Source organism: Streptomyces sp. NBC_00872 (genome assembly GCF_045161915.1).
GTDB lineage: Bacteria > Actinomycetota > Actinomycetes > Streptomycetales > Streptomycetaceae > Streptomyces.
Genome location: NZ_CP108806.1, coordinates 3,702,003 through 3,727,302 on the forward strand (window position 1 = coordinate 3,702,003; position 25,300 = coordinate 3,727,302).

Sequence of the window (25,300 nt, forward strand, 5' to 3'; positions counted from 1 at the left end):
GGCCGTGGAAACGTTCGCCGAATCGGGGTACGCAGGCCCTGAGCCGGAACAGGAACCAGTACCGGAACAGGGACCAGTACTGGTTCAGCTACCTGGATCAGCCCTTGGATCAGCGATTGGATCAGCGGGCGAGAATCCCGAAATCGGTCCTCGACCAGCGGCTGCCGAACCCTGTCACCGTGACGGTGCGCCGGTCGTCGTACTCCATCTCGCCGTTCTCCGTGATCCCGTTCTCCGACATCCCGTGCTCCGTGATCCCGTGCTCCGTGGTCTCGTTCCCGCCTCCGGCACCGCCCACCACCCGGTGGATCACCACGTGCAGCCGGGCGTCCGACAGTTCCTCGACCTTGCCGTCGCCCCACTCCACGACCACCACGGAGTCCGGCAGCGAGACATCCAGATCGAGGTCCTCCATCTCATCCAGTCCCCCGCCGAGCCGGTACGCGTCCACATGGACCAGTGCGGGACCGCCGACCAGGGACGGGTGGACGCGGGCGATCACAAAGGTGGGCGAGGTGACGGCGCCACGGACGCCGAGGCCCTCGCCGAGGCCACGGGCCAGGGTCGTCTTCCCCGCGCCGAGTTCGCCGGTGAGCATCACCAGATCACCCGGCCGGAGGAGGGTGGCGAGCCCCCGGCCCAGTTCCCGCATCCGCTCGGGGGAATCGACGGCGACGGTCGTCCCGGGAAGTGCGGCGGTCTCGGCCGGCTCGCTGGTACGGGCTGCCCCGAGGGCTGTCTCAGCCGCCGGGCTGTGCGGTGCTTCCATGTCTGCCAACGTTAGCCTCCGAGGGCACCGCACCCACCCTTGCGAGCAGGTCGGCGAGCCGGTCCGTGACGGCCTCGGGGTGCTCCAGCATCACGAGATGCCCGGCGTCCGGTACGAGCACCAGCTCCGCGTCCGGCAGCAGATCGGCGATGGCCTCGCTGTGCGAGCTGGGGGTGATCAGATCGCTCTCCCCGGCCAGGATCAGCGCCGGTACCTCCAGGAAGACCGAGAGCGCCTGCGCCTTGTCGTGGTCGGTGAAGGCCGGGTAGAACTCCGCGACCACATCGATCGGGGTGCCCTCGATGAGCCGCTCGGCGAACCGTACGACGGCGGGGTCCACGTCCTTCGAGCTGAAGGAGTACCGCTTGATCAGCCCGGCGAAGAGATCGGCGGTGGCCCGCCGCCCGCGTTCGACCAGCTCGGCCTGGGAGCCGAGGGCCTTGAGCACACCGGGCAGGACACGGCGTACGGCGTTCACGCCCGCGACCGGCAGCCCGTAGTTGACCTCGCCGAGCTTTCCGCTGGACGTACCGACGAGGGCGACACCGACGACCCGTTCCCGTACCAGCTCGGGGAACTGGTCCGCCAGGGCCATCATCGTCATCCCGCCCATCGAGTGGCCGACCAGCACCAGCGGTCCCTCGGGCGCCGCCGCGTCGATCACGGCCTTGAGGTCGCGGCCGAGCTGCTCGATGGTGACGGGGACGGCGCCGGAGCCGCTCTGGCCGACACCGCGCGCGGAGCGGCCGTGGCTGCGCTGGTCCCAGTGGACGGTACGGACGAGTCCACGCAGGGCGGCGCGCTGGAAGTGCCAGGAGTCCTGGTTGAGGCAGTAGCCGTGGCTGAAGACGACGGTCACGGGTACGGGGGCCTTGCGGCCGAAGAGACGCCGACGTCGGGAGCCCGGCGACGGTGCCGCGGCGCCCGGCCCGGCGACGGCGCCCGACCCGGTCCCGGCAGTCGGCCCGACTCCGGCGACGGGGCCGGTTCCGGACCCGGTCACCGACCGCGCGCCCGGAATACCCAGGGTGCCTGGAATGACCGGAGAGCCTGGAATGCCCAGGGTGCCCCGCGGACCGGTCGCGTCCACCTCGTCGACCTCGTAGTACAGCTCCGTACCGTCGTCGGTGAGCGCCTTGCCCGGGGCGCCGCGCAACGCTCCGTACGGTCCCGACGCGTCGAGTGCGAGCCGTGCCCTTCTGCGCATGCCGCGGCCGACGGTCAGCCTCTCGATCGCCACACCGGCGGCGGCTCCGGCGGCGATCACGCCTATCGCGGCACCGGCGACGCCTGCCTTGCGCCAGTTGCCGCTGATCGCTGCCGAGGCCGTAGCCACCGCGGCGGCCGTCGTGGCCGCCGCGTCCCCCGCCGGGCTCTTCTCGCTCACGGTCGCTCCTCGTCGTCCAGCCTTGCCTTCCCCACCGCGCCGCGCTTCACCCCGGAGAGATCACTCCGGTTGCGCGTTCACGCATCACACGCGTTCACGCCTGTTCACGCACGTTCACAGGATTCACAGGCGTTCACAGGCGTTCACACGTTTTCGTGCCCGCTCGCGTCGTTCGCCTCGTTCACATAGACACGGGGGACGCGAGAACCGATACGGGTGACGATCTCGTACGCGATGGTGTCGGCGGCCTCGGCCCAGTCCTCGGCCGTCGGTTCGCCCTGGTCCCCGGGGCCGAACAGAATGGCGGTGGCGCCCGGTTCGGGGGTGTCGCCCCCGAGGTCCACGACGAACTGGTCCATGGCGACCCGCCCGGCCACCCGCCGTGTGACCCCGCCGACGAGGACGGGACCACGGCCCGAGGCATGCCGGGGGATACCGTCCGCGTATCCGAGGGGGACGAGCCCGAGGGTCGTCTCGCGCGGGGTGAGGTAGTGGTGGCCGTAGCTGACGCCATGGCCCGGGGGGACCTGCTTCACCAGGGCGACCGAGGCGGAGAGCGTCATGACGGGCCGCAGCCCGAAGTCGTGGGAGGTGCCGAGCGCCGGGCTGGGTGAGATGCCGTACATCGCGATACCGGTCCGTACGAGATCGAAGTGCGACTCGGGGACGGTGAGCGTGGCGGGCGAGTTGGCGATGTGCCGGACCTCGGGCTCGACGCCTTCCTTCTCGGCGTAGGCGACCATCGCGTGGAACGTGTCCAGTTGGGCGGCGATGGAGGGGTGGCCGGGCTCGTCGGCGCAGGCGAAGTGCGACCAGAGGCCGGTGATCCTGACCTGGCCCGCGGTCTGCGCGGCGAGCGCGGCACCGACGAGTTCCGGCCAGTCGGCGGGCTGGCAGCCGTTACGGCCGAGACCGGTGTCGGCCTTGAGCTGGATACGGGCGGGGCGGCCGGCCCCACGGGCGGCGGCGGTCAGTTCACGCAGGGCCCACATCCCGCTGACGGACATGTCGAGATCGGCCTCGATGGCTTCCCGCCAGGGGTCGCCGGGTGTCCACAGCCAGCAGAGCACTCTGCTCCGGATGCCCGCGGCCCGCAGGGCTAGCGCCTCGTGGGGGGTGGCGGTCCCCAGCCAGGTGGCCCCGGCGGCGAGGGCGGCACGGGCGACGGGCACCATGCCGTGGCCGTACGCGTCGGACTTCACGACACCCATCACCGCGGTGCCGGCGCCCACACGAGCGCGCAGGGCACGCACATTGCCCCGCAGGGCGCCGAGATCCACCTCGGCGCGGGCCCTGAGGTGGGTCGAGGTCTGCATCATTCCGGTCATCACGGCCAGTCTCTCAGAGCTCCCGGACTGCCCCGGTCCGGTACGGTCCCGACCGGGGCGGTCCAGGGGTCACAGGGGCGGTCCGAGACCCGAGCCGAGGCCCGACGCGGGGCCGGGCCACGACCCGAGCCGGGACCTGGGGCCGAGACCCCGGGCCGCGCCCCGAGCCGAGACCTGGACCGCGCCCCAGGGCGGGCCGTACGGGCCTGATCCGCGTCCCCCTCAGGCCCGTACGGCCCGCCCTGGCACCTCCACCCGTCACTCCTTCACATTCCGCCAGGCATCCGGCAGGTGGGCTGCCACGTCCAGGGCCGAGACCGGGGCGCCCTTCGAGGCGAGGCGGGCCGAGAGGCCGTGGAGGTAGGCCGCCGCCGACGCCGCGTCGCGGGGCGGGAGGCCCGTGGCCAGGAGCGCGCCGGAGAGGCCCGAGAGGATGTCGCCGCTGCCCGCCGTGGCGAGCCAGGGCGTACCGGTCGGGTTGACGCGGACCGGAACGTCCTTGTCCGGATCGGCGATCAGCGTCGTGGAGCCCTTGAGCAGGACCGTGGCGCCGTACCGGGACGCGAGTTCCCGTACGGCCGTCAGCCGGGCCGACTCGACCTCCTCCCGTGGCACACCCAGCAGCGCCGCCGCCTCGCCCGCGTGCGGGGTGAGCAGGGTCGGGGCGGTCCGTCTCCGTACCGTCGCCGCGTCCAGCAGCCGCAGGCCGTCCGCGTCCACCAGGACCGGTACGTCCGAGGCCAGCACCTCCGCCACGCCGTGTCCCTCGCCGACCTCCGGGCCCTCGCCCAGACCCGGGCCGATCGCCCACGCCTGGACCCGGCCCGCCTTCGACGGCGGGCCCTCGTGCACCAGCGTCTCCGGGAAACGGGCGATCACCGCGTCACCGCCGGGGCCCACGTACCGTACGGCTCCGGCCCCGCCGTGCAGCGCGCCCGCCACGGCGAGCACCGCCGCGCCCGGATAGCGCGCGGAGCCCGCGACGATCCCGACGACACCGCGCCGGTACTTGTCGCTCTCGCCCGTCGGCACCGGCAGCAGCCGCGCGACGTCCGCGTGCTGGAGCGCCTCGAACTCGGCGACGGCCGGCAGATACGGCCGTAGCCCGATGTCCACGAGCCGAACCGCGCCCGCATGCTCGCGCGCGGGATCGATCAGCAGGCCCGGCTTGTACGTACCGAACGTGACCGTCACGTCCGCGCGCACCGCCTCGCCCGCCACCTCGCCGCTGTCCGCCTCCACGCCACTGGGCAGATCGACGGCCACGACCACCGCGCCCGAGTCCCGGGCCGCCCGTACCAGCGGCACCGCGTCGGGACGCAGCCCGCCGTGCCCGCCGATACCGGTGATGCCGTCCAGGACGAGATCGGCGGCGGCCAGTACGGCGAAGGGTCCGCCGGCTCGGACGGTAGCGCCGCCCGCGCCGCCTGCGCCGGTACCGTCCGCGCCACCGGCGACCCTTCCGCCGGTACCGTCCCCGCCTGTGCCGTCCGCGACCCGGCCGCCGGCGCGGAGCAGCGCGGCGAGCCCGCCCGCGTGCGCCCGGTCGGGCGCGAGCAGGACCGCCGCGACACCGGCGCCTCTGCGGGCGAGGCGTGCCCCGGCGTACAGGGCGTCACCGCCGTTGTCCCCGCTCCCGGCGAGTACGACGACCCGCGCCCCGTACACCCGGCCCAGCAGATCTCGCAGCAGAGCGGCGCAGGCGACGGCGAGGCCGCCCGCGGCGCGCTGCATGAGCGCGTCGTCGGGCAGCCGCGCCATCAGCTCCCGTTCGGCGTTTCTGACGGTCTCCACGCTGTAAGCGATACGCATACGGTCAACCCTCCGCGATCACCACGGCCGACGCCACTCCCGCATCGTGGCTCAGCGAGACATGCCAGCTCCGTACGCCCAGTTCGGCGGCGCGCGCCGCGACCGTACCGAGCACCCGCAGCCGCGGCTGCCCGCTGTCCTCCACGCACACCTCGGCGTCGGTCCAGCGCAGTCCGCCCGGCGCGCCAAGGGCTTTGGCCACGGCTTCCTTGGCGGCGAAGCGAGCCGCCAAGGAGGCCATACCGCGCCGCTCGCCGCTCGGGAGGTACAACTCCCGCTCGGAGAAGAGGCGTTCGCTCAGTTTCGGAGTCCGTGCCAAGGACTCCGCGAACCGGTCGATCTCCGCGACGTCAATCCCCACCCCGATAATCACTCCGCCATCCCTTCAACCAACGTCGCTCGACGATCGCCGGACCGTGAGCCGTAGACGAGCCGTGAGCCGAACACGAGCCGGATCCATGATCCCGCCCTCACTCCACCTCACTCCGCCTCACTCCACCGTGACGGACTTCGCCAGATTCCTCGGCTGGTCGACCTCGTTGCCGCGCGCCGTCGCCAGCTCGCACGCGAAGACCTGCAACGGCACGGTGGCGACCAGCGGCTGAAGGAGCGTCGGCGTCGCCGGGATCCGGATGAGATGGTCCGCGTACGGCACCACCGCCTCGTCGCCCTCCTCCGCGATCACGATGGTCCGGGCGCCCCTGGCCCTGATCTCCTGGATGTTCGACACGATCTTGTCGTGCAGCACCGAACGCCCGCGCGGCGACGGTACGACGACCACCACCGGCAGATCCTCCTCGATGAGCGCGATCGGGCCGTGCTTCAGCTCACCGGCCGCGAATCCCTCGGCGTGCATGTACGCCAGTTCCTTGAGCTTGAGCGCGCCCTCCAGGGCGACCGGGTAGCCGACGTGCCGGCCCAGGAACAGCACCGTCCGCTTGTCCGCGAGGGAGCGCGCCAGCGCCCGTACCGGCTCCATCGTCTCCAGTACGCGCTCCACCTCGCCCGCGATCTGCGACAGGTCCTTGATGACGGCCCGGATCTCGTCGCCCCACTTCGTACCGCGCCGCTGGCCGAGATAGAGCGCCAGCAGATAGCAGGCGACGAGCTGGGTGAGGAACGCCTTGGTCGAGGCGACGGCGACCTCGGGGCCCGCGTGGGTGTAGAGGACCGCGTCCGACTCCCTCGGGATGGTCGAACCGTTCGTGTTGCAGATGGCCAGCACCTTCGCGCCCTGCTCACGGGCGTGGCGCAGGGCCATCAGCGTGTCCATGGTCTCGCCGGACTGCGAGATGGCGATCACCAGGGTGCGCCGGTCCAGGATGGGGTCGCGGTAGCGGAACTCGCTGGCCAGCTCCACCTCGCAGGGCATCCGCGTCCAGTGCTCGATGGCGTACTTCGCGATCAGTCCGGCGTGGAAGGCCGTGCCGCACGCCACGATGACGACCTTGTCGGCCTCCCGCAGCACCTCCTGCGGGATACGCAGTTCGTCTATGGTCAGCGCGCCCTCGGCGTCGATCCGGCCGAGGAGGGTGTCGGCGACGGCCTTGGGCTGCTCGGCGATCTCCTTGAGCATGAAGTAGTCGTAACCGCCCTTCTCGGCGGCCGACGCGTCCCAGTCCACGTGGTACGAGCGGACCTCGGCGGGGTCGCCCGCGAAGTCCGTCACCGTCACGCCGTCGCGGCGCAGTTCGACGACCTGGTCCTGGCCCAGCTCGATCGCGGAGCGCGTATGGGCGATGAACGCGGCGACGTCCGAGGCGAGGAACGACTCGCCCTGCCCGACACCGACCACCAGCGGTGAGTTGCGGCGCGCCCCGACCACCACGTCCGGCTCGTCCGCGTGCACGGCGACCAGGGTGAAGGCGCCTTCCAGCCGCCGGCAGACCTGGCGCATCGACTCGGCGAGATCGCCGCACGAGGAGAAGGCCTCGGCGAGGAGGTGCGAGACGACCTCGGTGTCGGTCTCCGACCCCAGATCGTGGCCGCGGTCGGCCAGCTCGGCCCGGAGGGCGGCGAAGTTCTCGATGATCCCGTTGTGGACGACGGCGACGCGCCCGGCGTTGTCGAGATGGGGATGGGCGTTGGCATCGGTCGGCCCGCCGTGCGTGGCCCACCGGGTGTGTCCGATGCCGGTGAGTCCGGCCGGCAGCGGCCGTTCCACCAGCTCCTTCTCCAGATTGACGAGCTTGCCCGCCTTCTTCGCGGCGGCCAGCCCCCCATCGGCGAGCACGGCGACCCCGGCCGAGTCGTACCCGCGGTATTCGAGCCGCTTGAGGCCCGCGATGACCACATCAAGCGCCGACTGTCCGCCGACGTAACCCACGATTCCGCACATGTCGGCAGCCTACGGCGCCCACCCCCGCCCCTCCCGTAACGGCGAACCCCCCACCCCCGTCCCACCCCCCGAGTACCTCGTCCGGCCCCGGCCGCCCCGCCCGGCGCCCGGTACGTGACCGAGCACACCCTCCGGGAGTGGTGGTCAGAGATGACAATGGGGCGTGATCAATTCGTCGCCACGAAGTGTCCTCCGCCGGGGGGAGCACGGGCCGACCCCGTATGTGGATCTGAGCCGGGACGAGTGGAGCGCGTTGCGGGAGAAGACTCCGTTGCCGCTGACCGCCGAGGAGGTGGAGCGGTTGCGGGGGCTGGGGGATGTCATCGATCTCGACGAGGTGCGGGACGTCTATCTGCCGTTGTCGCGGCTGCTGAACCTCTATGTCCAGGCCACGGCCGGGCTGCGGGGTGCGCTCAACACCTTTCTCGGGGACGCGGGCAACGGGCACGGCGCGCAGCGCGGTACGCCGTTCGTCATAGGGGTCGCCGGGAGTGTGGCCGTGGGGAAGTCGACGGTGGCCCGGCTGTTGCAGGCGCTGCTCGCGCGGTGGCCCGAGCATCCGCGGGTCGAGCGCGTCACCACCGACGGCTTTCTGCTGCCGATGGAGGAACTGAAGGCGCGCGGGCTGATGTCGAGGAAGGGCTTCCCCGAGTCGTACGACCGGCGGGCCCTGACCCGGTTCGTCGCCGACATCAAGGCGGGCAGGGACGAGGTCACCGCGCCCGTCTACTCGCATCTCATCTACGACATCGTGCCGGGTGAGCTGCTGACCGTACGGCGCCCCGACATCCTGATCGTCGAGGGGCTCAACGTCCTCCAGCCGGCGCTGCCCGGCAAGGACGGCAGGACGCGGGTCGGGCTCGCGGACTACTTCGACTTCAGTGTGTACGTGGACGCCCGCGCCGAGGACATCGAGAGCTGGTACCTGAACCGGTTCCGCAAGCTCCGCGAGACAGCGTTCCAGAACCCGGCCTCGTACTTCACGAAGTACACCCAGGTCTCCGAGGACGAGGCCCTGGAGTACGCCCGCACCATGTGGCGGACCATCAACCGGCCCAATCTGCTGGAGAACGTCGCCCCCACCCGGAGCCGTGCCACGCTGGTGCTGCGCAAGGGTCCCGACCACAAGGTCCAGCGGCTCTCGCTCCGTAAGCTCTGAGCGCCCGGAAGCCCGACCCACCCGACAGCCCGAACCCCGAGGAGCCGTTCGCTTGCTGCATCTGCGTCTGCTGGTGCCCGCCGACCGTACCGACGAGGTCGTACGGACCGTCGAGAGCACCGTCGGTACGACCCATCTCGCCGTCGTGCCCGGTGCGGCACGCGATCCGCGGGGCGATCTGGTCATGTGCGACGTGGCGCGCGAGGCGGGCGACGAGCTGATCTCGGGACTGCGTGCCCTCGGGATCGACGAGATCGGCTCGATCAGCGTCGAGAACATCGATCTGACGCTCTCCAGACGGGCGGAGGAGGCGGAGGAGAAAGCTCCGGGCGAGGGCGCCGACGCCGTGCTGTGGGAGCAGTTGGAGGACGTGACCCACGAGGAGTCCACGCTCTCCCTCACCTATCTCGCGTTCCTCTCCCTCGCGACGATGATCGCGGCCTGCGGTGTGGTGCTGGACAACGCGATCCTGATCGTGGGCGCGATGGCGGTCGGCCCGGAGTTCGGCCCGCTGGCCGGGGTCTGTACGGCGCTGGTGCAGCGCGCCCCGCGGCTGGCGTGGCGCTCGCTGGTCGCGGTCGTCGGCGGTTTCGCGGTGGCGATGGCGCTGACGACGGCGTTCAGCCTGCTGATGGACGCCTTCGGGCTCTTCACGCCCGCCATGCTGGAGGCCGAGCGCGCGAACACCGCCTTCATCTGGAATCCCGATCCGTTCTCGCTGGTCGTCGCCGTGCTCGCGGGCGTCGCCGGGATGCTCTCGCTGACCTCGGCCCGATCGGGCGCGCTGGTCGGGGTCGCGATCTCGGTGACGACCGTCCCCGCCGCCGCCAACGCGGCGGTCGCGCTCGGGTACGGCGACTTCGACCAGGTCTGGGGCTCCAGCGGCCAGCTCCTGCTGAATCTGGCGGGCATCCTGGTCGCGGGCACGCTCACGCTGTTCGCCCAGAAGGGACTGTGGGCGCTGGCCCAGCGACGACGGACAGGGCGCGACGGGCACACCGGCGGCATCGGACGCGTGGGACGCGCCAGCCGCATCGGACGCACCGGGTACAGCGGGCGCGGCGAGCGCGAACGCCGTACCGGGACCGGGGCAGGGACCGGGTCCGGGGGCACGCCGCCGGTGTGACGAAGAGCCGCGTGGAATCCCGGGTGCGTCGGGCATCACCTCATTGATACCTTCAGCGAGCGCCGGGCGGCTCTCGGACGTGCTTCCTTCTCTTTCACTGCAAATGAATCCCGAGCGCGTCAACCTTCCGCCCCGCGCACCTACTTCAGCGCCGCGTCGCCCGTACGGGAGTACAGGGCGACGCGGCGTCTTACGCCCGGCGCCCCGCCGGGCACCCGGGGGGGGACCGACGGATATGACCACCACCACGCGCCCGGACGGTACGGGCGCGAACAACGCGGACGACGCGGCCGACGCCGGCGCACGCGGCCTCGCCATCACGCTGCTGCTCCGCCGGGGCGCCGTGTATCTGCCCGCGGCCGGCATCGCCCCCGCGCCGGAGAGCCCGGCTGCCATGCCGGAGAGCCCGGCTGCCGTCCCGGAGAGCCACGCGGGCGTCGCGCTGCTGGAGGCCGATCTCCTTGAGCGCGGCTTCCTGCTCTCCGCACCGCTGCGTCAGGCGTTCGCCGCGCGGACCGCCGGGGCACTGGCCGCCGCCGGACGCGCGCTGCTCACGGACATCGACGGGGCGCTCGGCTCGGACCGTGATCACACGCCCCTGTTCCGCCGTTTCCCGGACAGCACACCGCATGACACGCGCAGGTACTTCGTCAACCGGGTGCTGACCCTCCTCTTCCAGCACCCGCACCAGCCGTGCGTCCTGTGCGGGGCCGTCGATACCGTCCACGCCGTCTCGCCCTGCGCGCATCTGGTCTGCCGTAACTGCTTCGACGGATCGGACTTCTCCGCCTGCCCCGTCTGCCACCGGACCATCCGCACCGACGACCCGTTCCTGCTGCCCTCCCGCCCCCGTCTCACCTTCCGACGGCGCCAGGCCCTCCCGGAGCGGGTACGGGTCCTCTCGTACGGAGGCGGCCTCGCCGCGCGCACCGAGGCCGCCGGGGAGGAACTGCGCGGGCTCCTCGCCCGTACCGCCGCGCTCTCCGCGCAGGAGACGAACGATCTCGCCGTCTTCCTCGGCACCCGTACCCGCACCGAGCTGGACTGGCTGCCCGCGAACCTTCCGGGCCGGGAGACCAAGGCGCGGGTCCTGGCCTGGCTGCTGCACGCGCCGGAGACCCGGGCCGCCGTACTGCCCGCCGTCACCGCCCGCCTGGACACGGCCACCGACATCCTGCGTCTGCTCGCCGTCCTGTCGGGCGGCGAGCCCCTGCTGGCGGGCATGCCCCGTATCGCGCCCGTCCCGCGCCCGGTGCGCCGGGCCCTGCTCGCCGCCCTCGACGCGCTCGACCCGGCGCACGCCGTCGCCGACATGCGCCGCTACCGGCGCCTGTGGATCCGCGCGGCCCACGCGCTGCACCCCTTCGAGCACGCGGCCCGCCACCCGCGCGCCGCTCTCGCCGTGGCGGCGCTGCGCGGGACCGAGCTGTCGGACGACCGTCTGGGCGCCACGCTCCGTACGGCCGCGGAGACGACCGCCGACATCGAGGTGTCCGCGGGCCCCGGCACAACCGGCGGCGATGCCACGACCGGTGCCACGACCGGCGGCGACGCGACCGGCACGGCCGACACGGTCAGTGCGTCCGGCGCGGCCGACACATCCCGCTCGGTCGACACGTCCGGCGCCAAGGTCACCTTGAACGCCTGGGGCCGCCGTGTCGAGATCGCTCTCGCCGACCGCGACATCCCTGCCGCCACCGCCCTGCTCTCCCAGCGGCCGGGCGAGCTGCTGCGCCGGCTCGACCATCTGCTGCGGCTGGCCGGACCCGACGGCGGCGGCATCGTCGTGGACGCGCTCGCCGCCGCGCTGCCGCGCGTGTCCCCGGCCGTGCTGCTCTCCACGCTCGGCGCGGTACGCAGCCGCCGCGGGCCCGGGGATCTCCTCCGCGTCTTCTTCCCGAAGGGCGGCGGCGCGCGGGTGTATGTGAGCGAGGACACCCGGGCACCGCTGCCCGCGGGCCCGGCCGAGGACGCCGTCCGCGCGCTCACCGCCGAAGTGGTACGACGGGCCGCCGCGCGGGGCCCGGTCGGTCTGGCCGTCGTGGACGCCGGGCTGAACGGGGTGATCGCGCCGTTCACGGAACGGACCGCGTCCCGGGCGCTGGTGACACTCCCGCGCGGCAGCGAGCTGCCCCTGCCGGAGGCACACAGCGGCCCGGACACGGACATCAGCGGGAACGACGCCGGCCGGGCCGGGAAGACCCTCAGGCTGTTCCTCCACTGGATGGAGAGCGACACCTCGGGCCGTACCGATCTGGACCTCTCCCTCGCCCTGTTCGACGAGCGGTGGGAGCACATCGGCACCTGCGACTACACGAAGCTTCGCTTCGCCGGCAGCGGAGCGGTGCACTCCGGCGATCTGACGAGCGCGCCTCCCCCGCGCGGGGCGAGCGAGTTCATCGATCTGGACCTCGCCCGGCTGGAGGAGGCCGGCGCGCGGTACGCGGTCGCGCTCTGCCTCTCGTACAACAACGTGCCGTTCGCCGAACTGGGCGCGGCCTTCGCCGGGTTCATGGTCCGGGACGAACCGCCCGGCCACGGCAAGATCTTCGATCCGCGTACGGTCGAGCAGCGCTTCGATCTGACCGGTACGTCCCGGGCGTGTGTACCGCTGCTCCTGGACATACCGGGCCGGACGATGCGCTGGCTGGATGTCGTCCAGGGTGTGTCCGGCACCCACCACGCGGTACACCGGCATGTGGACAGGATCGCGCTGCTCGGCCGGAGCCTCAACGATCTGTTCGCGTCGGGCGCACGCGTCGGTCTCGGCGAACTGGCGGTCTGGCAGGCGGCCGCGCGTGCCCGCACGGTCGTCGTCCGCCACACCGACGGTTCGGCGAGTACGTACCGCAGGCACGAGGGCGAGGACGCCCCGGCCTTCGCGGCCCGTATCGGGACCCCGGCCCAGGATCCCGTGGACGATCTTGATCCGGACCTGGGACTGAGCCCGGCCCCGGATCCGGATCCGGACCCGGATCTGCACCTGGGCCTCGACCGGGGCCTCGACCTGACCGGGGCCGAGCTGGCCTTCCTCGTACGCGGGGACATCGCCCTGACCGGGGGTTCCGAGGTGTACGCCCTGCATCCGGCCGGGCTGAACGCCGACGCGGTACATCTGCTGACGGCCACGGACGTGGTCAACGCGCTGGCCGTCGCGTAAGCCCGGACCGACAGCGGATGCGGGGGCGGCCGGACCCGGCCGCCCCCGCACACCGTTCGAGAACCGGCCGCCGAGACCCGCCTTTCGAGACCCGGCGGCCGACAGCCGCCGGATCGTTCCTTCTCAGTCATGACCGGGCGATCCGAAGGCAGACAACGCGTCCGCCGAGCGCGGACCGTCCGTCAGTCCGGGCCCGCTTCAGCCCAGCGCCGACTTCACCACGTCCGCCAAACGGCTCGCCACCGAGCTCGCCTGGTCGATGTCCGGCGCCTCGACCATGACCCGTACCAGCGGTTCCGTACCCGAGGGGCGGAGCAGGACACGGCCCGTTGTGCCGAGCTCGGATTCCGCCTCGGACACCGCCGCCGCCAGCTCCGCCGAGGTGTGTACCCGCGATTTGTCGACATCGGGCACATTGACCAGCACCTGCGGCAGCCGCCGCATCACACCCGCGAGATCCGCGAGCGTACGGCCGGTCGCCGCGACCCGGGCCGCCAGCAGCAGACCGGTCAGCGTGCCGTCGCCGGTCGTCGCGTGGTCGAGGACGATGACATGGCCCGACTGTTCGCCGCCGAGGGCGTAGCCGTGCTCCTTCATCGACTCCAGCACATACCGGTCGCCGACCGCCGTCTCCACGAGATGGATGCCCTCGCGCTCCATCGCGATCTTGAAGCCGAGGTTGGCCATCACCGTGCCGACCACCGCGTCCCCGCGCAGTGTGCCCGCCTCGCGCATCGCCAGGGCCAGCACCGCGAGGATCTGGTCGCCGTCGACCTCCTCGCCCGCCGCGTCCACCGCGAGACAGCGGTCCGCGTCGCCGTCGTGCGCGATGCCGAAGTGCGCGCCGTGCTCCACGACCGCGGCCTTCAGCGGGGCGAGATGCGTGGAGCCGCAGCCGTCGTTGATGTTGAGTCCGTCCGGCTCCGCGCCGATCGTGATCACTTCGGCCCCGGCCCGGGTGAAGGCCTCGGGTGAGACCCGGGCCGCCGCGCCGTGTGCCTCGTCGAGGACGACCTTGAGCCCGTCGAGCCGGTTCGGCAGCACCCCGATGAGATGCGCCACATACCGGTCGAAGCCCTCGTCGTACGTACGGACCCGGCCCACGCCGGAGCCCGTCGGCCGCTCCCACGGCGCACCGGTGCGGTGGAGTTCGTACAGCGCCTCGATCCGGTCCTCCAGCTCGTCCGCGAGCTTGTGCCCGCCGCGCGCGAAGAACTTGACGCCGTTGTCCGGCATGGCGTTGTGGCTCGCGGACAGCATCACGCCGAGGTCGGCGCCCAACGCGCCGGTGAGATACGCCACCGCGGGGGTGGGCAGCACACCGACGCGCAGGACGTCCACGCCCGCGCTCGCGAGTCCGGCCACGACCGCGGCCTCCAGGAACTCACCGGACGCACGCGGATCGCGCCCGACCACCGCCGTGGGCCGATGCCCGTCGAACGTCCCCACCTCGGCGAGCACATGTGCCGCCGCGACCGACAGACCGAGCGCCAGCTCCGCCGTCAGATCGGCGTTGGCGACACCGCGCACGCCGTCCGTACCGAAGAGTCGTCCCACAGCTCTCCCTCCGAGAACACTCCGAGCCATCACCGCTCCGAGCGAAAATGCTCCGAAAATGCAAACTATTGAGCGCCTAATGCTGTTATACGCCCGAGATCACCAAGAAAACGAACGCCCCGGCAGCACGGAGTGCCGCCGGGGCGAACGAATGCCGTAGAGGCGTAATGCCTGGACCGGCCAGCGAGCGATTAGCGCTTGCTGTACTGCGGGGCCTTACGGGCCTTCTTGAGACCGGCCTTCTTGCGCTCGACGGCGCGGTCGTCGCGGCTCAGGAAGCCGGCCTTCTTCAGCGGGGCGCGGTTGTTGTCCACGTCCGCCTCGTTCAGCGCACGGGCCACACCGAGGCGCAGCGCGCCGGCCTGGCCGGAGACGCCGCCACCCGAGATACGGGCGATGACGTCGTAGCGGTTGTCCAGTTCGAGCACCTTGAAGGGCTCGTTGACTTCCTGCTGGTGCACCTTGTTGGGGAAGTAGTCCTCAAGGGTGCGACCGTTGATCTTCCACTTTCCGCTGCCCGGGACGATCCGGACGCGGGCGATGGCGTTCTTGCGACGGCCCAGGCCGGCGGCCGGCTGCGGGTCGCCGAAGCGGGATGCCAGGGACTCGGAGGTGTACTCACCCTCGACGGGGACCTCCGACTCGAAGGTCGTCACCGCGTCGAAGGTCTCTTCGGCCTCCGCGCTTTCGACGGGGTTCTCAACAGTGGTCTCGGCCACGATGCTCCTCAGATTTCTTTTCGTCTTAGGGGGTGGCCGGAACTACTGCGCGACCTGGGTGATCTCGAACGGGACCGGCTGCTGAGCGGTGTGCGGGTGCTGGTCGCCCGCGTAGACCTTCAGCTTCGAGAGCATCTGACGGCCCAGGGTGTTCTTGGGGAGCATGCCCTTGACGGCCTTCTCGACGGCCTTCTCGGGGTTCTTGGCGAGCAGCTCGTCATAGCGGACGGAACGCAGACCACCCGGGTAGCCGGAGTGGCGGTACGCCATCTTCTGGGTCCGCTTGTTGCCGGACAGGTGCACCTTGTCCGCGTTGATGATGATGACGAAGTCACCGGTGTCAACGTGCGGCGCGTAGATGGGCTTGTGCTTGCCCCGGAGAAGGGTGGCGGCGGTGGTCGCCAGACGGCCCAGGACGATGTCCTGCGCGTCGATGATGTGCCACTGGCGCGTCACATCGCCGGGCTTGGGGCTGTACGTACGCACGGTCGTAGCCTTCGCTTCTTCAGTGATGGGGTCTCCGCTGGCCCGCTAGGGCCTGGGGGACGGGTCCTGTACAAGGCCACCCGGACGATCACGACAGCCTTGGCCTGCACACGGGGACGCAACCCGTTGCCTGCCGCTGGTCATCGGCCCGGTGGACCGGCGTAAGGGCCCCTCGCGTGAGAACGACCAAGCCAATACGCATAACGAACCAGAAGAATACCGTCGGTCCCGCGCACTGGTCAAAACGGGGGGGTGCGGACCCGGGCTCAGCCCCGGGGACGCGGTCCCCGCGCGGTGGCTACCGCGCCCGGACCACCCTGCGCTCGTCCCACACCGGCTCCGGGGTCTCCCGTACGACACCGTCCGAGCCGAACACCAGATACCGGTCGAAGGAGCGCGCGAACCAGCGGTCGTGGGTGACCGCGAGCACCGTGCCCTCGTACGCCTCCAGACCCTCCTGAAGGGCCTCCGCCGACTCCAGGTCCAGGTTGTCCGTCGGCTCGTCCAGCAGCAGCGCCGTCGTGCCCCGCAGCTCCAGCAGCAGGATCTGGAAGCGCGCCTGCTGGCCGCCCGAGAGCTTCTCGAAGGGCTGGTCGCCCTGGCGCTCCAGCTCGTACCGGCGCAGCACGCTCATCGCGCCGCCCCGGTCCTTGGCGTGCTCCGTCCACAGGATGTCGACCAGCGTGCGTCCCAGCAGCTCCGGGTGGGCGTGGGTCTGCGCGAAGTGTCCCGGCACCACCCGGGCGCCCAGCTTCCACATCCCCTCGTGACGGACGTCCTCCCCGGCCAGCAGCCGCAGGAAGTGCGACTTGCCGGAGCCGTTCGAGCCGAGGACCGCCACCCGCTCCCCGTAGTAGATCTCCAGCGAGAACGGCTTCATCAGCCCGGTCAGTTCCAGACCCTCGCAGGTCAGGGCCCGTACGCCGGTGCGCCCGCCGCGCAGCCGCATGGTGATCTCCTGCTCGCGCGGCGGCTCCGGGGGCGGCCCGGCGTCCTCGAACTTCTTGAAGCGCGTCTGCATCGCCCGGTAGCGCGAGGCCATGTCGGGGCTGATCGCCGCCTGCTGCCGCAGCCGGTGGACCAGCGCCTTCAGCCGGGCGTGCTCCTCGTCCCAGCGCCGCTTCAGCTCCTCGAAGCGGGCGAAGCGCTCCTTGCGCGCCGCGTGGTACGTGCCGAACCCGGCGCCGTGCACCCAGACGTCGGAGCCGGCCGGGCTGGGCTCCACGCTCACGATCTTCTCGGCCGCGGTGGCCAGCAGCTCCCGGTCGTGGGAGACGAAGAGAACCGTCTTACGGGTCTCCTTGAGGCGTTCCTCCAGCCAGCGCTTGCCGGGCACATCCAGATAGTTGTCCGGCTCGTCCAGGAGCAGCACCTCGTCGGGGCCGCGCAGCAGCGCCTCCAGCACCAGCCGCTTCTGCTCGCCGCCGCTGAGGGTCCGCAGTTCGCGCCACTGAGCCTTCTCGTACGGGACGCCGAGCGCGGCCATGGTGCACATGTCCCAGACGGTCTCGGCCTCGTAGCCACGGGCCTCGGCCCAGTCGCTGAGCGCCTGCGCGTACCGCATCTGCGCGGCCTCGTCGTCGACGGTCATGATCCCGCGCTCGGCCTCGTCGACCGCCGCCGCGGCCTCGCGGATACGCGGCTGCGCGACGGAGACCAGCAGGTCACGGACCGTGCGCTCGTCGCGCACCGAGCCCACGAACTGCGACATCACACCGAGACCGCCGCTGACGGTCACCGTGCCCCCGTGCGGTTGCAGATCCCCCGCGATCAGCCGCAGCAGTGTGGTCTTGCCCGCGCCGTTGGCCCCGACGAGGGCGACGACGGCCCCCTCGCCGACACGGAACGAGGCGTCGCCGAGCAGCACCCGTCCGTCGGGGAGGTAGTACTCCAGATGCGCGGCCTCAAGATGTCCCATGGTCCGCATTGTCGGGGCAGGCGCCGCCGGAACCCAATCCTTTTCCGCCGGCCCTTTTCCGTCTTCTTCCGCCCGCCCCTTTCCCTCTACGCCCTCCGGGGCACAACGCGCGGGCGGGCGGCCTTAAACTGCGCGGCATGAGCTTTGGGCAAGGGGGACCCTGGGGCGGCCCCGGGTCACCCGGACAGGACCCGTACGGACCTCCTGGACAGGACCCGTACGGAACGCAGACGCCGGACTGGGCCGCGCTGGCCGACGCCTCCGCCGCGCGTGCGCGCCGTAAGCGCTGGCTGATGATCGGCGGCGGGGTGCTGGCGACCGCCGCGGTCGGCGCGATCGTGGCGACCGCCGTCGTCTCCATGAACAAGGGCGACGACCGGGCCTCGGACACGAACGCCACCGAGCTGCCCGCGCCCCCCGAGCTGCCGACCGAGAGCCCGGCGCCGGAGCCGACCTTCTCCTCGGTCGATCCGCTGCCCCCGCCGAACCCGAAGGACTTCATCTCCAGCGCCGACAAGGACAAGGCGCCGCTGAGCGCCGACACCCTCTTCCCCGGCACGAAGCTGACCATGGGCGACCGCGTGTACCAGAAGGGCGCCACGACCCGTACGACCAACTGCGCCGCGGCGGCCCAGGGCTCTCTCGGCTCCATCCTCGCCGCCAACGGCTGCGACCAGGTCATCCGCGCCACCTACAGCAAGGACGGCGTGGCGGTGACCGTCGGTGTCGCGGTCTTCGAGCAGGAGGCGCAGGCGCTCAAGGCCAAGGCCGAGGCGAAGGGCGGGATCGCCTCGCTCTCCGGGAACGGTGTCGGGACCTTCTGCCGGGCCCCCTCGGTCTGCCGCAAGGTCACCAACTCCATAGGCCGGTACGCCTACTTCACGGTCGGCGGCTTCACCAGCGGCAAGGACGTCAAGGAGTCCGACAAGGACGTCTACACCACCGGTGACGACATAGCGGAGTTCACCTTCCGTCAGATCTTCGGCCGTGGGCGTGCCCAGGCCTCGGCGGCGGCCACCGCTCCCGCGGCCTGACCGCGATCCGACGCCGGTCCGGCCGCGATCCCGACCGCAGCCGGCCGCGATCCCGACCGCGGCCCTGCCCGTACTCCTGACCGCGGCTGCTCCGGCGTACCCCGCATGCGGTCCGCGTAAAGTCTGTGCGACCTGCGTGGTAACGGTGAGCATCAAGAAGGTGTGGGGCGGATGGCGGTCAAAGTCACTGTGGTGGTCCCGACGTACAACTCGGGAAGCCACATCGAGCCATTGGTCGAGTCCATGCTGCGGCAGTCACTGCCCAGCTCCGAGTTCGAGGTGCTCTTCGTCGACGACGGCTCGACCGACGGTACGCCCGACCACTTGGAGGCGCTGGTCGCCGCCCACGACCACTTCCGTATGACCCGTATCCCCAACTCGGGCTGGCCGGGGAAGCCGCGCAATGTCGGGGTGGAGCAGGCGAACGGCGCGTACGTGCAGTTCGTCGACCACGACGACCGGATGGCGCCGGAGGCGCTGGAGCGGCTGTACGGGATGGGGCGGCGCAACGGCTCCGACATCGTGATCGGCAAGGTCGCGAGCAACTTCCGCAGCCGGGGCGTTCCGTACGGTCTGATGAGCCGCACCCGCGAGAGCTCCACGGTGTGGAACGCGCCGCTCATCGACAGCCTCACCCCGCACAAGATGTTCCGTACGGCGTTCCTGCGCGAGCACGGCATCGTGCACCCCGAGGGGCCGTGGATCCTGGAGGACCAGCTCTTCATGGTCCGCGCCTATCTCAAGGCGTCCGTCGTCTCCGTGCTCGGCGACTACGTCTGCTACACGTACTGGGCCCGCGAGGACGCCGAGAACGCGGGCACCGCGGCCATGGACCCCCGGTGGTACTACGGAAATCTGCGCCAGGTCATGGCGACGGTCGTCGCGGGCACCGAGCCGGGCGCCGAGCGCGACCGGCTGCTGCGCCGCTTCTACCGGGTGGAGATGCTGCACCGGGTCGGGGTGCCGCCCCGGGGGCTGCTGATCGACCCGCCGTTCCGCGACGACCCGTACGAGGTCGTGCGCGAGCTGGCCGAGGAGTTCATGACGGACGGGGTGCACCGGGGGCTGGCCGCCGTACAGCGCACCAGATCGGTCCTGCTCCGGGCGGACAGACGCGAGGACCTCACCGAGTTCACCCGGCGCCAGAGCGATCTGGTGGCCCGGTGCGCGGTGGGGCGGCCGGTCTGGAACCGCGACCGGTTCAAGGCCTCCTTCACCGCGCGCTTCGAGGGGGATCCCGGCCCCGGCGGCTCGGGGCTGCTGCTGGCCAGGCGCGGCGAGCGGTACTTCCTCGCGCCGGCCCTGACGGACGGTGTCCTCGCCGAGCCCGTCGACGTGACCGACGAGCTGAAGAGCTTCAAGGCCGATGTGCTGCTGCGCCACGGGAAGACCGCGCACGAGTGGGTGATGCCGCGCGAGACGTCCCTCGTGCTCGAAGAGGAGCCGGCGCCGGGGACCGAGGACGCCGCGGGTGACGGCACCGTGCTGGTCCGTCCCGTCGTACGCGGCACCTTCGCCGTGGACCCGCTGCGCGCCGCCGGTGGGGCACCGCTGGCCGAGGGGGTGTGGGAGGTGCGGATCCGGCTGATGGGCGCCGGATTCGACCGGTACGCGCGCCTCGGCGAGAGCACCGCGCCCGACGAGGTGGACCTGCCCGATCCGGAGATCCTCGGCGGCCGGAGGATCACCGCCGCGCTCGACGGGGAGGGTCTGGCCCTGACCGTACGCGCGACCGACGCGGCGCCCCGCCCCCGTCCGCCGAAGATCAGCGTCGTCCTGCCCACGGCCGGAGCGGATCCGGCGGCCGTCGAGTCCACCCTCGCCTCACTGACCGCGCAGACCCTGCCCGCCCGCGATGTCGAGGTGATCCAGGTGGCGGGGACCACGCCGGGCACCGAGCCGCGCGACGCGGGCGCCGACACCGCCACCGGCTCGTATGTGATCTTCATGGAGCCCGGCGACCGTCTCACCGCGGACGCCCTGGAGCGGATGTACGCGTACGGCATCGAGCACGACGCCGACATCGTCGCGGGCAAGCCGGCGGCCAAGGGCAGACCCGTGCCCCGCGAGCTGTTCGTACGGGACCGGCCCCGGGCCACCCTCGCCAAGGACCCGCTGGCCGACAGCCTCACCCCCGACAAGCTCTTCGACCGCGCCTTCCTCACCGAGCACGGGATCCGCTTCACCGAGGACCGTCCCCTTGCCGGTCAGGCGTTCACGGCCGAGGCGACCCTGCGGGCGGGCCGTACGGCCGTCCTGGGCAGCCATGTCTGCTACCGGTACGGACCCGCGCGTCCCGCGCCGCCCGTGCCCCCGGCGGCGTTCTACGGCGCGCTGAGCGGGCTTCTGAAGCTGACCGACGCGCTCACCGGGCCCGGTGCAGCGCGCGACCGGCTGCACCGGCGGTGGCTGCGCGTGGAGATCCTGGACCGGCTGAGCGGCAAGCGGCTGCTCGATCTGGACGAGGACGCGCGGCGCGAGCTGTTCCACGAGATCCGCGAGGTCGTCGTGCACGGCGTCTCCCCCACGGCCGTGGCGGGACTGCCCACCGCGCGCAGGCTGGCCGTCGGACTGATCACCGACGACCGCCCGGACGATCTTCTGGCGCTCACCCGCTGGGAGGCCTCCGTCGCCTGCCGCGCCCGGCTGGACGCGCTCTCGTGGCAGGACGGCGGGCGGCTGCGGATCGCCTTCACCGCGGAACCTCTGGCCGCCGGAACCCCCCTGGGCCTCACCACCACGGGCGAGGGCGAGCCGGCCCTCGTCCCGACCGGCCTCTCCCCCGCCCTGCGGGAGCGCTTCGCGAGCGAGCCGCTCACCGGCGGCGCCTCCCCCGGGAAGGCCACCGCCGTGCTCGTCCTGCGCGAGCGCGCGGGCGGCGCCGAACACCGGCTGCCCACGGACCTCACCGTCCGCCATGACGACACCACCCTGGGTGTCACCGGGACCGCGCTTCTCGATCCCGCCACCGCCGTGGACGGCTCACCGCTCAAGGACGGCGTCTGGGACCTGTACGTACGGCTCACCGCGCTCGGCTGGACGAAGACCGCCCGGCTCGGAGCGCTGCGCGGCCCGGATGTCCCCGAGCGGCTCACGCCCGTACCGCACCCCACCGCGCCGGACCGCCGTATCACGCCGTACTGGACCAATCCGCAGACGGATCTCTCCCTGCGCGTGGCCGCCCCCAAGCCGCCCGAGCCCAGGACGCCGGGGCTGCTGCGCCGGGTGGGCCGACGCCTGCGGCGCCCCTGAGTACGGAAGATGCACCGGGCGCACCACGGCGGACAGAGGGACAGCGGCCGTGTCAGCAGCAGCCCGCGCCGCCGCCCAGCGTCCGCTTGTTGCGCGCCTCCCGGCTGCGGGAGGCCAGCAACCCGTCGGCCGGATAACCGACTTCCTCCAGCGTGAGCCCGTGCGGCCGTACGACATGCACCGCGGAGTCCCGTACCCCCGCCGCCAGCACCTTCGCCGGCCACTCCACGGCCCGGTGCCCGTCCCCCACGAACAGCAGCGCGCCCACCAGCGAACGCACCATGTTGTGGCAGAAGGCATCGGCGCGCACGGTCGCGGTGATCACCCCGTGCGCGTCCCGCTCCCACTCCAGCCGCTGGAGCGTACGGATGGTCGTCGCGCCCTCGCGCTTCTTGCAGTACGCCGCGAAGTCGTGCTCGCCGAGCAGTCCGGCCGAGGCCGCGTTCATCGCCGCGACGTCCAACGGCCAGTCGTGCCAGAGCACATGACCGCGCAGCAGCGGATCGACACCGCCGGGATGGTCCACCACGCGGTACGCGTACCGCCGCCAGAGCGCGGAGAAGCGCGCGTTGAACCCCGCGGGCGCCTCCGCGACCCGCCACACCCGTACGTCATGGGCCAGCCGCCCCGCGAGCCGCCGCAGCAGCCTCTCCCGGTGTTCGGCCCAGACGGACTCCGGCAGATCGACATGCGCGACCTGTCCGCGCGCGTGCACCCCCGCGTCCGTACGCCCCGCGACGGTCAGCTCGTATGTCTCCGCGGACCGTGTCACCGTACGCAACGCGTCCTCGATCTCCCCCTGGACGGTGCGCCGGTCCGCCTGCTTCGCCCAGCCGGAGAAGTCCCTGCCGTCGTACGAGAGATCCAGCCGCACCCGTACGAAGCCGGGCGCCGCGCCCTCGATGTCCTCGTTCAACCTGCCCGCTCCCCTTCACAGCCGAACGGGCCCGCCCCCCTCAGGGAGCGGACCCGTCCGTCAGCCGTCGTCGTCAGTACGCTCAGGCGTCCTTGGACTCGGTCTCGTCGGCCTTGGCCTCGGCGTCGGCCGGCTTGGCGTCCTCGACGGTCTCGGCCGGAGCCTCGTCCTTCTTGAGGGCGTCCTCCTTGACCGCGCGCTTGGTCGCGGCCTCGGCCTCACCGGTCGCCTGCTGCGCCACGGTCAGGGCCTCGACCAGCTCGATGACCGCCATCGGGGCGTTGTCGCCACGACGGTTGCCGATCTTGGTGATACGGGTGTAGCCACCGGGGCGGTTCTCGTACCGCGGCGCGATCTCGGTGAAGAGCGTGTGGACGACGCCCTTGTCCGTGATCGACTGAAGGACCAGACGACGGTTGTGGATGTCGCCCTTCTTCGCCTTGGTGATGAAACGCTCCGCGACCGGACGCAGGCGGCGGGCCTTGGCCTCGGTCGTGGTGATGCGGCCGTGCTCGAAGAGCGACTTCGCGAGGTTCGCGAGAAGCAGCTTCTCGTGCGCTGCGCTGCCGCCCAGACGGGCGCCCTTGGCGGGCTTCGGCATGGTGTGTCTCCTTGTGTCTGCACCGGCCGTATCAGGTACCGGTGTCAGTTCCCGCGAGGCGGCCGCCCCGCGGAAGATTCAGGCCTGTCCGGCGGCCGGGGACGAGCCCCGGCCACCGGGCGGGGCTCAGTACTGCTCGGTCTCCACGAAGCCGGCGTCCGCGTCGTCGTCCGCGCCGAACGCGTCCGCGGCGGCGGTCGGGTCGAATCCGGGCGGGCTGTCCTTGAGCGCCAGGCCCATGCCCGCGAGCTTCGCCTTGACCTCGTCGATCGACTTGGCACCGAAGTTACGGATGTCGAGCAGATCGGCCTCGGAGCGCGCCACCAGTTCACCCACGGAGTGGATGCCCTCGCGCTTGAGGCAGTTGTACGACCGAACGGTGAGCTCCAGCTCCTCGATCGGCAGGGCGAGATCGGCGGCGAGCGCGGCGTCCGTGGGCGAGGGGCCCATGTCGATGCCCTCGGCGTCGATGTTCAGCTCGCGCGCCAGACCGAACAGCTCGACCAGCGTCTTGCCCGCGGACGCCATGGCGTCACGCGGCCGCATGGCCTGCTTGGTCTCGACGTCGACGATCAGCTTGTCGAAGTCGGTGCGCTGCTCGACTCGGGTCGCCTCGACCTTGTAGGTGACCTTGAGCACGGGCGAGTAGATCGAGTCGACCGGGATCCGGCCGATCTCCTGGCCCACCTGCTTGTTCTGCACGGCGGAGACATAGCCGCGACCGCGCTCGACGGTCAGCTCCATCTCCAGCTTGCCCTTGCCGTTCAGCGTCGCCAGCACGAGGTCCGGGTTGTGGACCTCGACACCGGCCGGCGGCGCGATGTCGGCGGCGGTCACCAGGCCGGGGCCCTGCTTGCGCAGGTACATGACGACCGGCTCGTCGTGCTCCGAGGAGACGACGAGCTGCTTGATGTTGAGGATGAGGTCGGTGACGTCCTCCTTGACGCCCGGCACGGTGGTGAACTCGTGCAGGACACCGTCGATCCGGATGCTGGTGACAGCGGCGCCCGGGATCGAGGAGAGGAGCGTACGGCGGAGCGAGTTGCCGAGCGTGTAGCCGAAGCCCGGCTCCAGCGGCTCGATGACGAACCGCGAACGGTATTCGTCGACGACCTCTTCGGTCAGCGACGGACGCTGAGCGATAAGCATGCGTGAAATCCTTCAGTTGGGGACGCCCGCTATTTGACGTCCTTCGGTACTGCTCACTTCTCGGTACTGCCGGGTTCAAGAGTACGGGCGGCACGACGCGAAAGCGCCGAGCCGCCCATACCGCACATCAGCCACAAGTGCGTCACACGCACCTGAGGTCAGACGCGCCTCCGCTTGGGCGGGCGGCAGCCGTTGTGCGGGGTGGGGGTGACGTCCTGGATCGAACCCACCTCCAGGCCGGTGGCCTGGAGCGAGCGGATCGCGGTCTCGCGGCCGGAGCCCGGACCCTTCACGAAGACGTCGACCTTGCGCATGCCGTGCTCCTGCGCGCGGCGGGCGGCCGACTCGGCGGCCATCTGCGCGGCGAAGGGGGTGGACTTGCGCGAGCCCTTGAAGCCGACGTGGCCGGCGGAGGCCCAGGAGATCACATTGCCCGAGGGGTCCGTGATCGAGACGATCGTGTTGTTGAACGTGCTCTTGATGTGGGCGTGCCCATGAGCGACGTTCTTCTTTTCCTTGCGGCGCACCTTCTTGGCTGCACCCTGTCGGCCCTTAGGAGGCATGTTTTGACTTCCTGCGAGGAGGTGAT

At 71.5% G+C, this 25,300-nt stretch carries 19 protein-coding genes; 5 read left to right on the forward strand and 14 right to left on the reverse strand.

Annotation, left to right across the window (positions count from 1 at the left end; all coding sequences use genetic code 11):
- Positions 1-121 precede the first annotated feature (121 nt).
- The 6 genes from tsaE to glmS form a co-directional block, all read right to left on the reverse strand.
- Positions 122-769 (reverse strand): tRNA (adenosine(37)-N6)-threonylcarbamoyltransferase complex ATPase subunit type 1 TsaE, encoded by a 648-nt coding sequence (tsaE, locus tag OG214_RS15700; protein ID WP_363082533.1) that lies wholly within the window; start codon positions 767-769, stop codon positions 122-124.
- On the reverse strand, positions 741-2,156 hold the full coding sequence (locus OG214_RS15705; RefSeq protein ID WP_405985097.1) for an alpha/beta fold hydrolase: 1,416 nt from the start codon (positions 2,154-2,156) through the stop codon (positions 741-743). Before OG214_RS15705 ends, tsaE begins: the two co-directional genes overlap by 29 nt.
- 143 nt (positions 2,157-2,299) lie before the next feature.
- Positions 2,300-3,484, reverse strand: coding sequence for an alanine racemase (gene alr / locus OG214_RS15710; RefSeq protein ID WP_405985098.1), 1,185 nt, complete (start codon positions 3,482-3,484; stop codon positions 2,300-2,302).
- 258 nt (positions 3,485-3,742) lie between these two features.
- Complete coding sequence (locus OG214_RS15715; RefSeq protein WP_405985099.1) at positions 3,743-5,296, reverse strand: NAD(P)H-hydrate dehydratase; 1,554 nt, start codon at positions 5,294-5,296, stop codon at positions 3,743-3,745.
- Positions 5,297-5,300: 4 nt separating this feature from the next.
- Positions 5,301-5,669, reverse strand: a complete 369-nt coding sequence (locus OG214_RS15720; RefSeq protein WP_363082536.1) for a holo-ACP synthase — start codon at positions 5,667-5,669, stop codon at positions 5,301-5,303.
- A gap of 117 nt (positions 5,670-5,786) precedes the next feature.
- Positions 5,787-7,634, reverse strand: a complete 1,848-nt coding sequence (glmS, locus tag OG214_RS15725; protein WP_363082537.1) for a glutamine--fructose-6-phosphate transaminase (isomerizing) — start codon at positions 7,632-7,634, stop codon at positions 5,787-5,789.
- Between the two features lie 163 nt (positions 7,635-7,797).
- On the opposite strand from glmS, the gene coaA reads away from it, so the two are divergent.
- From coaA to OG214_RS15740, 3 genes are all read left to right on the forward strand, one after another.
- A complete protein-coding gene (gene coaA / locus OG214_RS15730) occupies positions 7,798-8,793 on the forward strand; it encodes a type I pantothenate kinase (protein WP_363082538.1) in 996 nt (331 codons plus the stop codon).
- Positions 8,794-8,845: 52 nt separating this feature from the next.
- Complete coding sequence (locus OG214_RS15735) at positions 8,846-9,919, forward strand: DUF389 domain-containing protein (RefSeq protein WP_405985100.1); 1,074 nt, start codon at positions 8,846-8,848, stop codon at positions 9,917-9,919.
- A 235-nt stretch (positions 9,920-10,154) separates the two neighbouring features.
- Positions 10,155-13,079 carry an RING finger family 4 domain-containing protein gene (locus OG214_RS15740; protein WP_405985101.1) on the forward strand — a complete coding sequence of 975 codons (2,925 nt, stop codon included), beginning with the start codon at positions 10,155-10,157 and terminating at the stop codon, positions 13,077-13,079.
- A 198-nt stretch (positions 13,080-13,277) separates the two neighbouring features.
- Here OG214_RS15740 and glmM read toward each other — a convergent pair whose 3' ends face one another.
- The 4 genes from glmM to OG214_RS15760 form a co-directional block, all read right to left on the reverse strand.
- The gene (gene glmM, locus OG214_RS15745) at positions 13,278-14,636 is read right to left on the reverse strand and encodes a phosphoglucosamine mutase (protein WP_363080973.1); all 1,359 of its coding nucleotides are present in this window, start codon (positions 14,634-14,636) and stop codon (positions 13,278-13,280) included.
- A gap of 191 nt (positions 14,637-14,827) precedes the next feature.
- Complete coding sequence (gene rpsI / locus OG214_RS15750; RefSeq protein WP_363080972.1) at positions 14,828-15,355, reverse strand: 30S ribosomal protein S9; 528 nt, start codon at positions 15,353-15,355, stop codon at positions 14,828-14,830.
- A gap of 42 nt (positions 15,356-15,397) precedes the next feature.
- Entirely contained in the window at positions 15,398-15,841 is a 444-nt protein-coding gene (gene rplM / locus OG214_RS15755; protein WP_363080971.1) for a 50S ribosomal protein L13, read from the reverse strand.
- 298 nt (positions 15,842-16,139) lie between these two features.
- On the reverse strand, positions 16,140-17,759 hold the full coding sequence (locus OG214_RS15760) for an ABC-F family ATP-binding cassette domain-containing protein (protein ID WP_405985102.1): 1,620 nt from the start codon (positions 17,757-17,759) through the stop codon (positions 16,140-16,142).
- A 137-nt stretch (positions 17,760-17,896) separates the two neighbouring features.
- On the opposite strand from OG214_RS15760, the gene OG214_RS15765 reads away from it, so the two are divergent.
- On the forward strand, positions 17,897-18,793 hold the full coding sequence (locus tag OG214_RS15765) for a hypothetical protein (protein WP_363080968.1): 897 nt from the start codon (positions 17,897-17,899) through the stop codon (positions 18,791-18,793).
- A gap of 171 nt (positions 18,794-18,964) precedes the next feature.
- Positions 18,965-22,045 carry a glycosyltransferase family 2 protein gene (locus OG214_RS15770; protein ID WP_405985103.1) on the forward strand — a complete coding sequence of 1,027 codons (3,081 nt, stop codon included), beginning with the start codon at positions 18,965-18,967 and terminating at the stop codon, positions 22,043-22,045.
- A gap of 52 nt (positions 22,046-22,097) precedes the next feature.
- Here OG214_RS15770 and truA read toward each other — a convergent pair whose 3' ends face one another.
- The 4 genes from truA to rpsK all read right to left on the reverse strand — a co-directional run bounded on the left by truA (position 22,098) and on the right by rpsK (position 25,274).
- On the reverse strand, positions 22,098-22,961 hold the full coding sequence (gene truA, locus OG214_RS15775) for a tRNA pseudouridine(38-40) synthase TruA (protein WP_405985104.1): 864 nt from the start codon (positions 22,959-22,961) through the stop codon (positions 22,098-22,100).
- An 82-nt stretch (positions 22,962-23,043) separates the two neighbouring features.
- Positions 23,044-23,562, reverse strand: coding sequence for a 50S ribosomal protein L17 (gene rplQ, locus OG214_RS15780; RefSeq protein ID WP_363080965.1), 519 nt, complete (start codon positions 23,560-23,562; stop codon positions 23,044-23,046).
- Positions 23,563-23,688: 126 nt separating this feature from the next.
- Positions 23,689-24,711, reverse strand: coding sequence for a DNA-directed RNA polymerase subunit alpha (locus OG214_RS15785; RefSeq protein WP_003956430.1), 1,023 nt, complete (start codon positions 24,709-24,711; stop codon positions 23,689-23,691).
- 158 nt (positions 24,712-24,869) lie between these two features.
- Positions 24,870-25,274, reverse strand: coding sequence for a 30S ribosomal protein S11 (gene rpsK / locus OG214_RS15790; protein WP_003956432.1), 405 nt, complete (start codon positions 25,272-25,274; stop codon positions 24,870-24,872).
- Between the last annotated feature and the right edge of the window lie 26 nt (positions 25,275-25,300).

Excerpts from the sequence above, each read along its gene's own strand:
- OG214_RS15785 (WP_003956430.1), bottom strand. The coding sequence starts at position 24,711 with ATGCTTATCGCTCAGCGTCCGTCGCTGACCGAAGAGGTCGTCGACGAA.
- tsaE (WP_363082533.1), bottom strand. The coding sequence starts at position 769 with ATGGAAGCACCGCACAGCCCGGCGGCTGAGACAGCCCTCGGGGCAGCC.
- OG214_RS15740 (WP_405985101.1), top strand. The coding sequence starts at position 10,155 with ATGACCACCACCACGCGCCCGGACGGTACGGGCGCGAACAACGCGGAC.
- OG214_RS15760 (WP_405985102.1), bottom strand. The coding sequence starts at position 17,759 with ATGGGACATCTTGAGGCCGCGCATCTGGAGTACTACCTCCCCGACGGA.
- rplQ (WP_363080965.1), bottom strand. The coding sequence starts at position 23,562 with ATGCCGAAGCCCGCCAAGGGCGCCCGTCTGGGCGGCAGCGCAGCGCAC.
- alr (WP_405985098.1), bottom strand. The coding sequence starts at position 3,484 with ATGACCGGAATGATGCAGACCTCGACCCACCTCAGGGCCCGCGCCGAG.
- OG214_RS15715 (WP_405985099.1), bottom strand. The coding sequence starts at position 5,296 with ATGCGTATCGCTTACAGCGTGGAGACCGTCAGAAACGCCGAACGGGAG.
- glmS (WP_363082537.1), bottom strand. The coding sequence starts at position 7,634 with ATGTGCGGAATCGTGGGTTACGTCGGCGGACAGTCGGCGCTTGATGTG.
- OG214_RS15765 (WP_363080968.1), top strand. The coding sequence starts at position 17,897 with ATGAGCTTTGGGCAAGGGGGACCCTGGGGCGGCCCCGGGTCACCCGGA.
- rpsK (WP_003956432.1), bottom strand. The coding sequence starts at position 25,274 with ATGCCTCCTAAGGGCCGACAGGGTGCAGCCAAGAAGGTGCGCCGCAAG.
- OG214_RS15770 (WP_405985103.1), top strand. The coding sequence starts at position 18,965 with ATGGCGGTCAAAGTCACTGTGGTGGTCCCGACGTACAACTCGGGAAGC.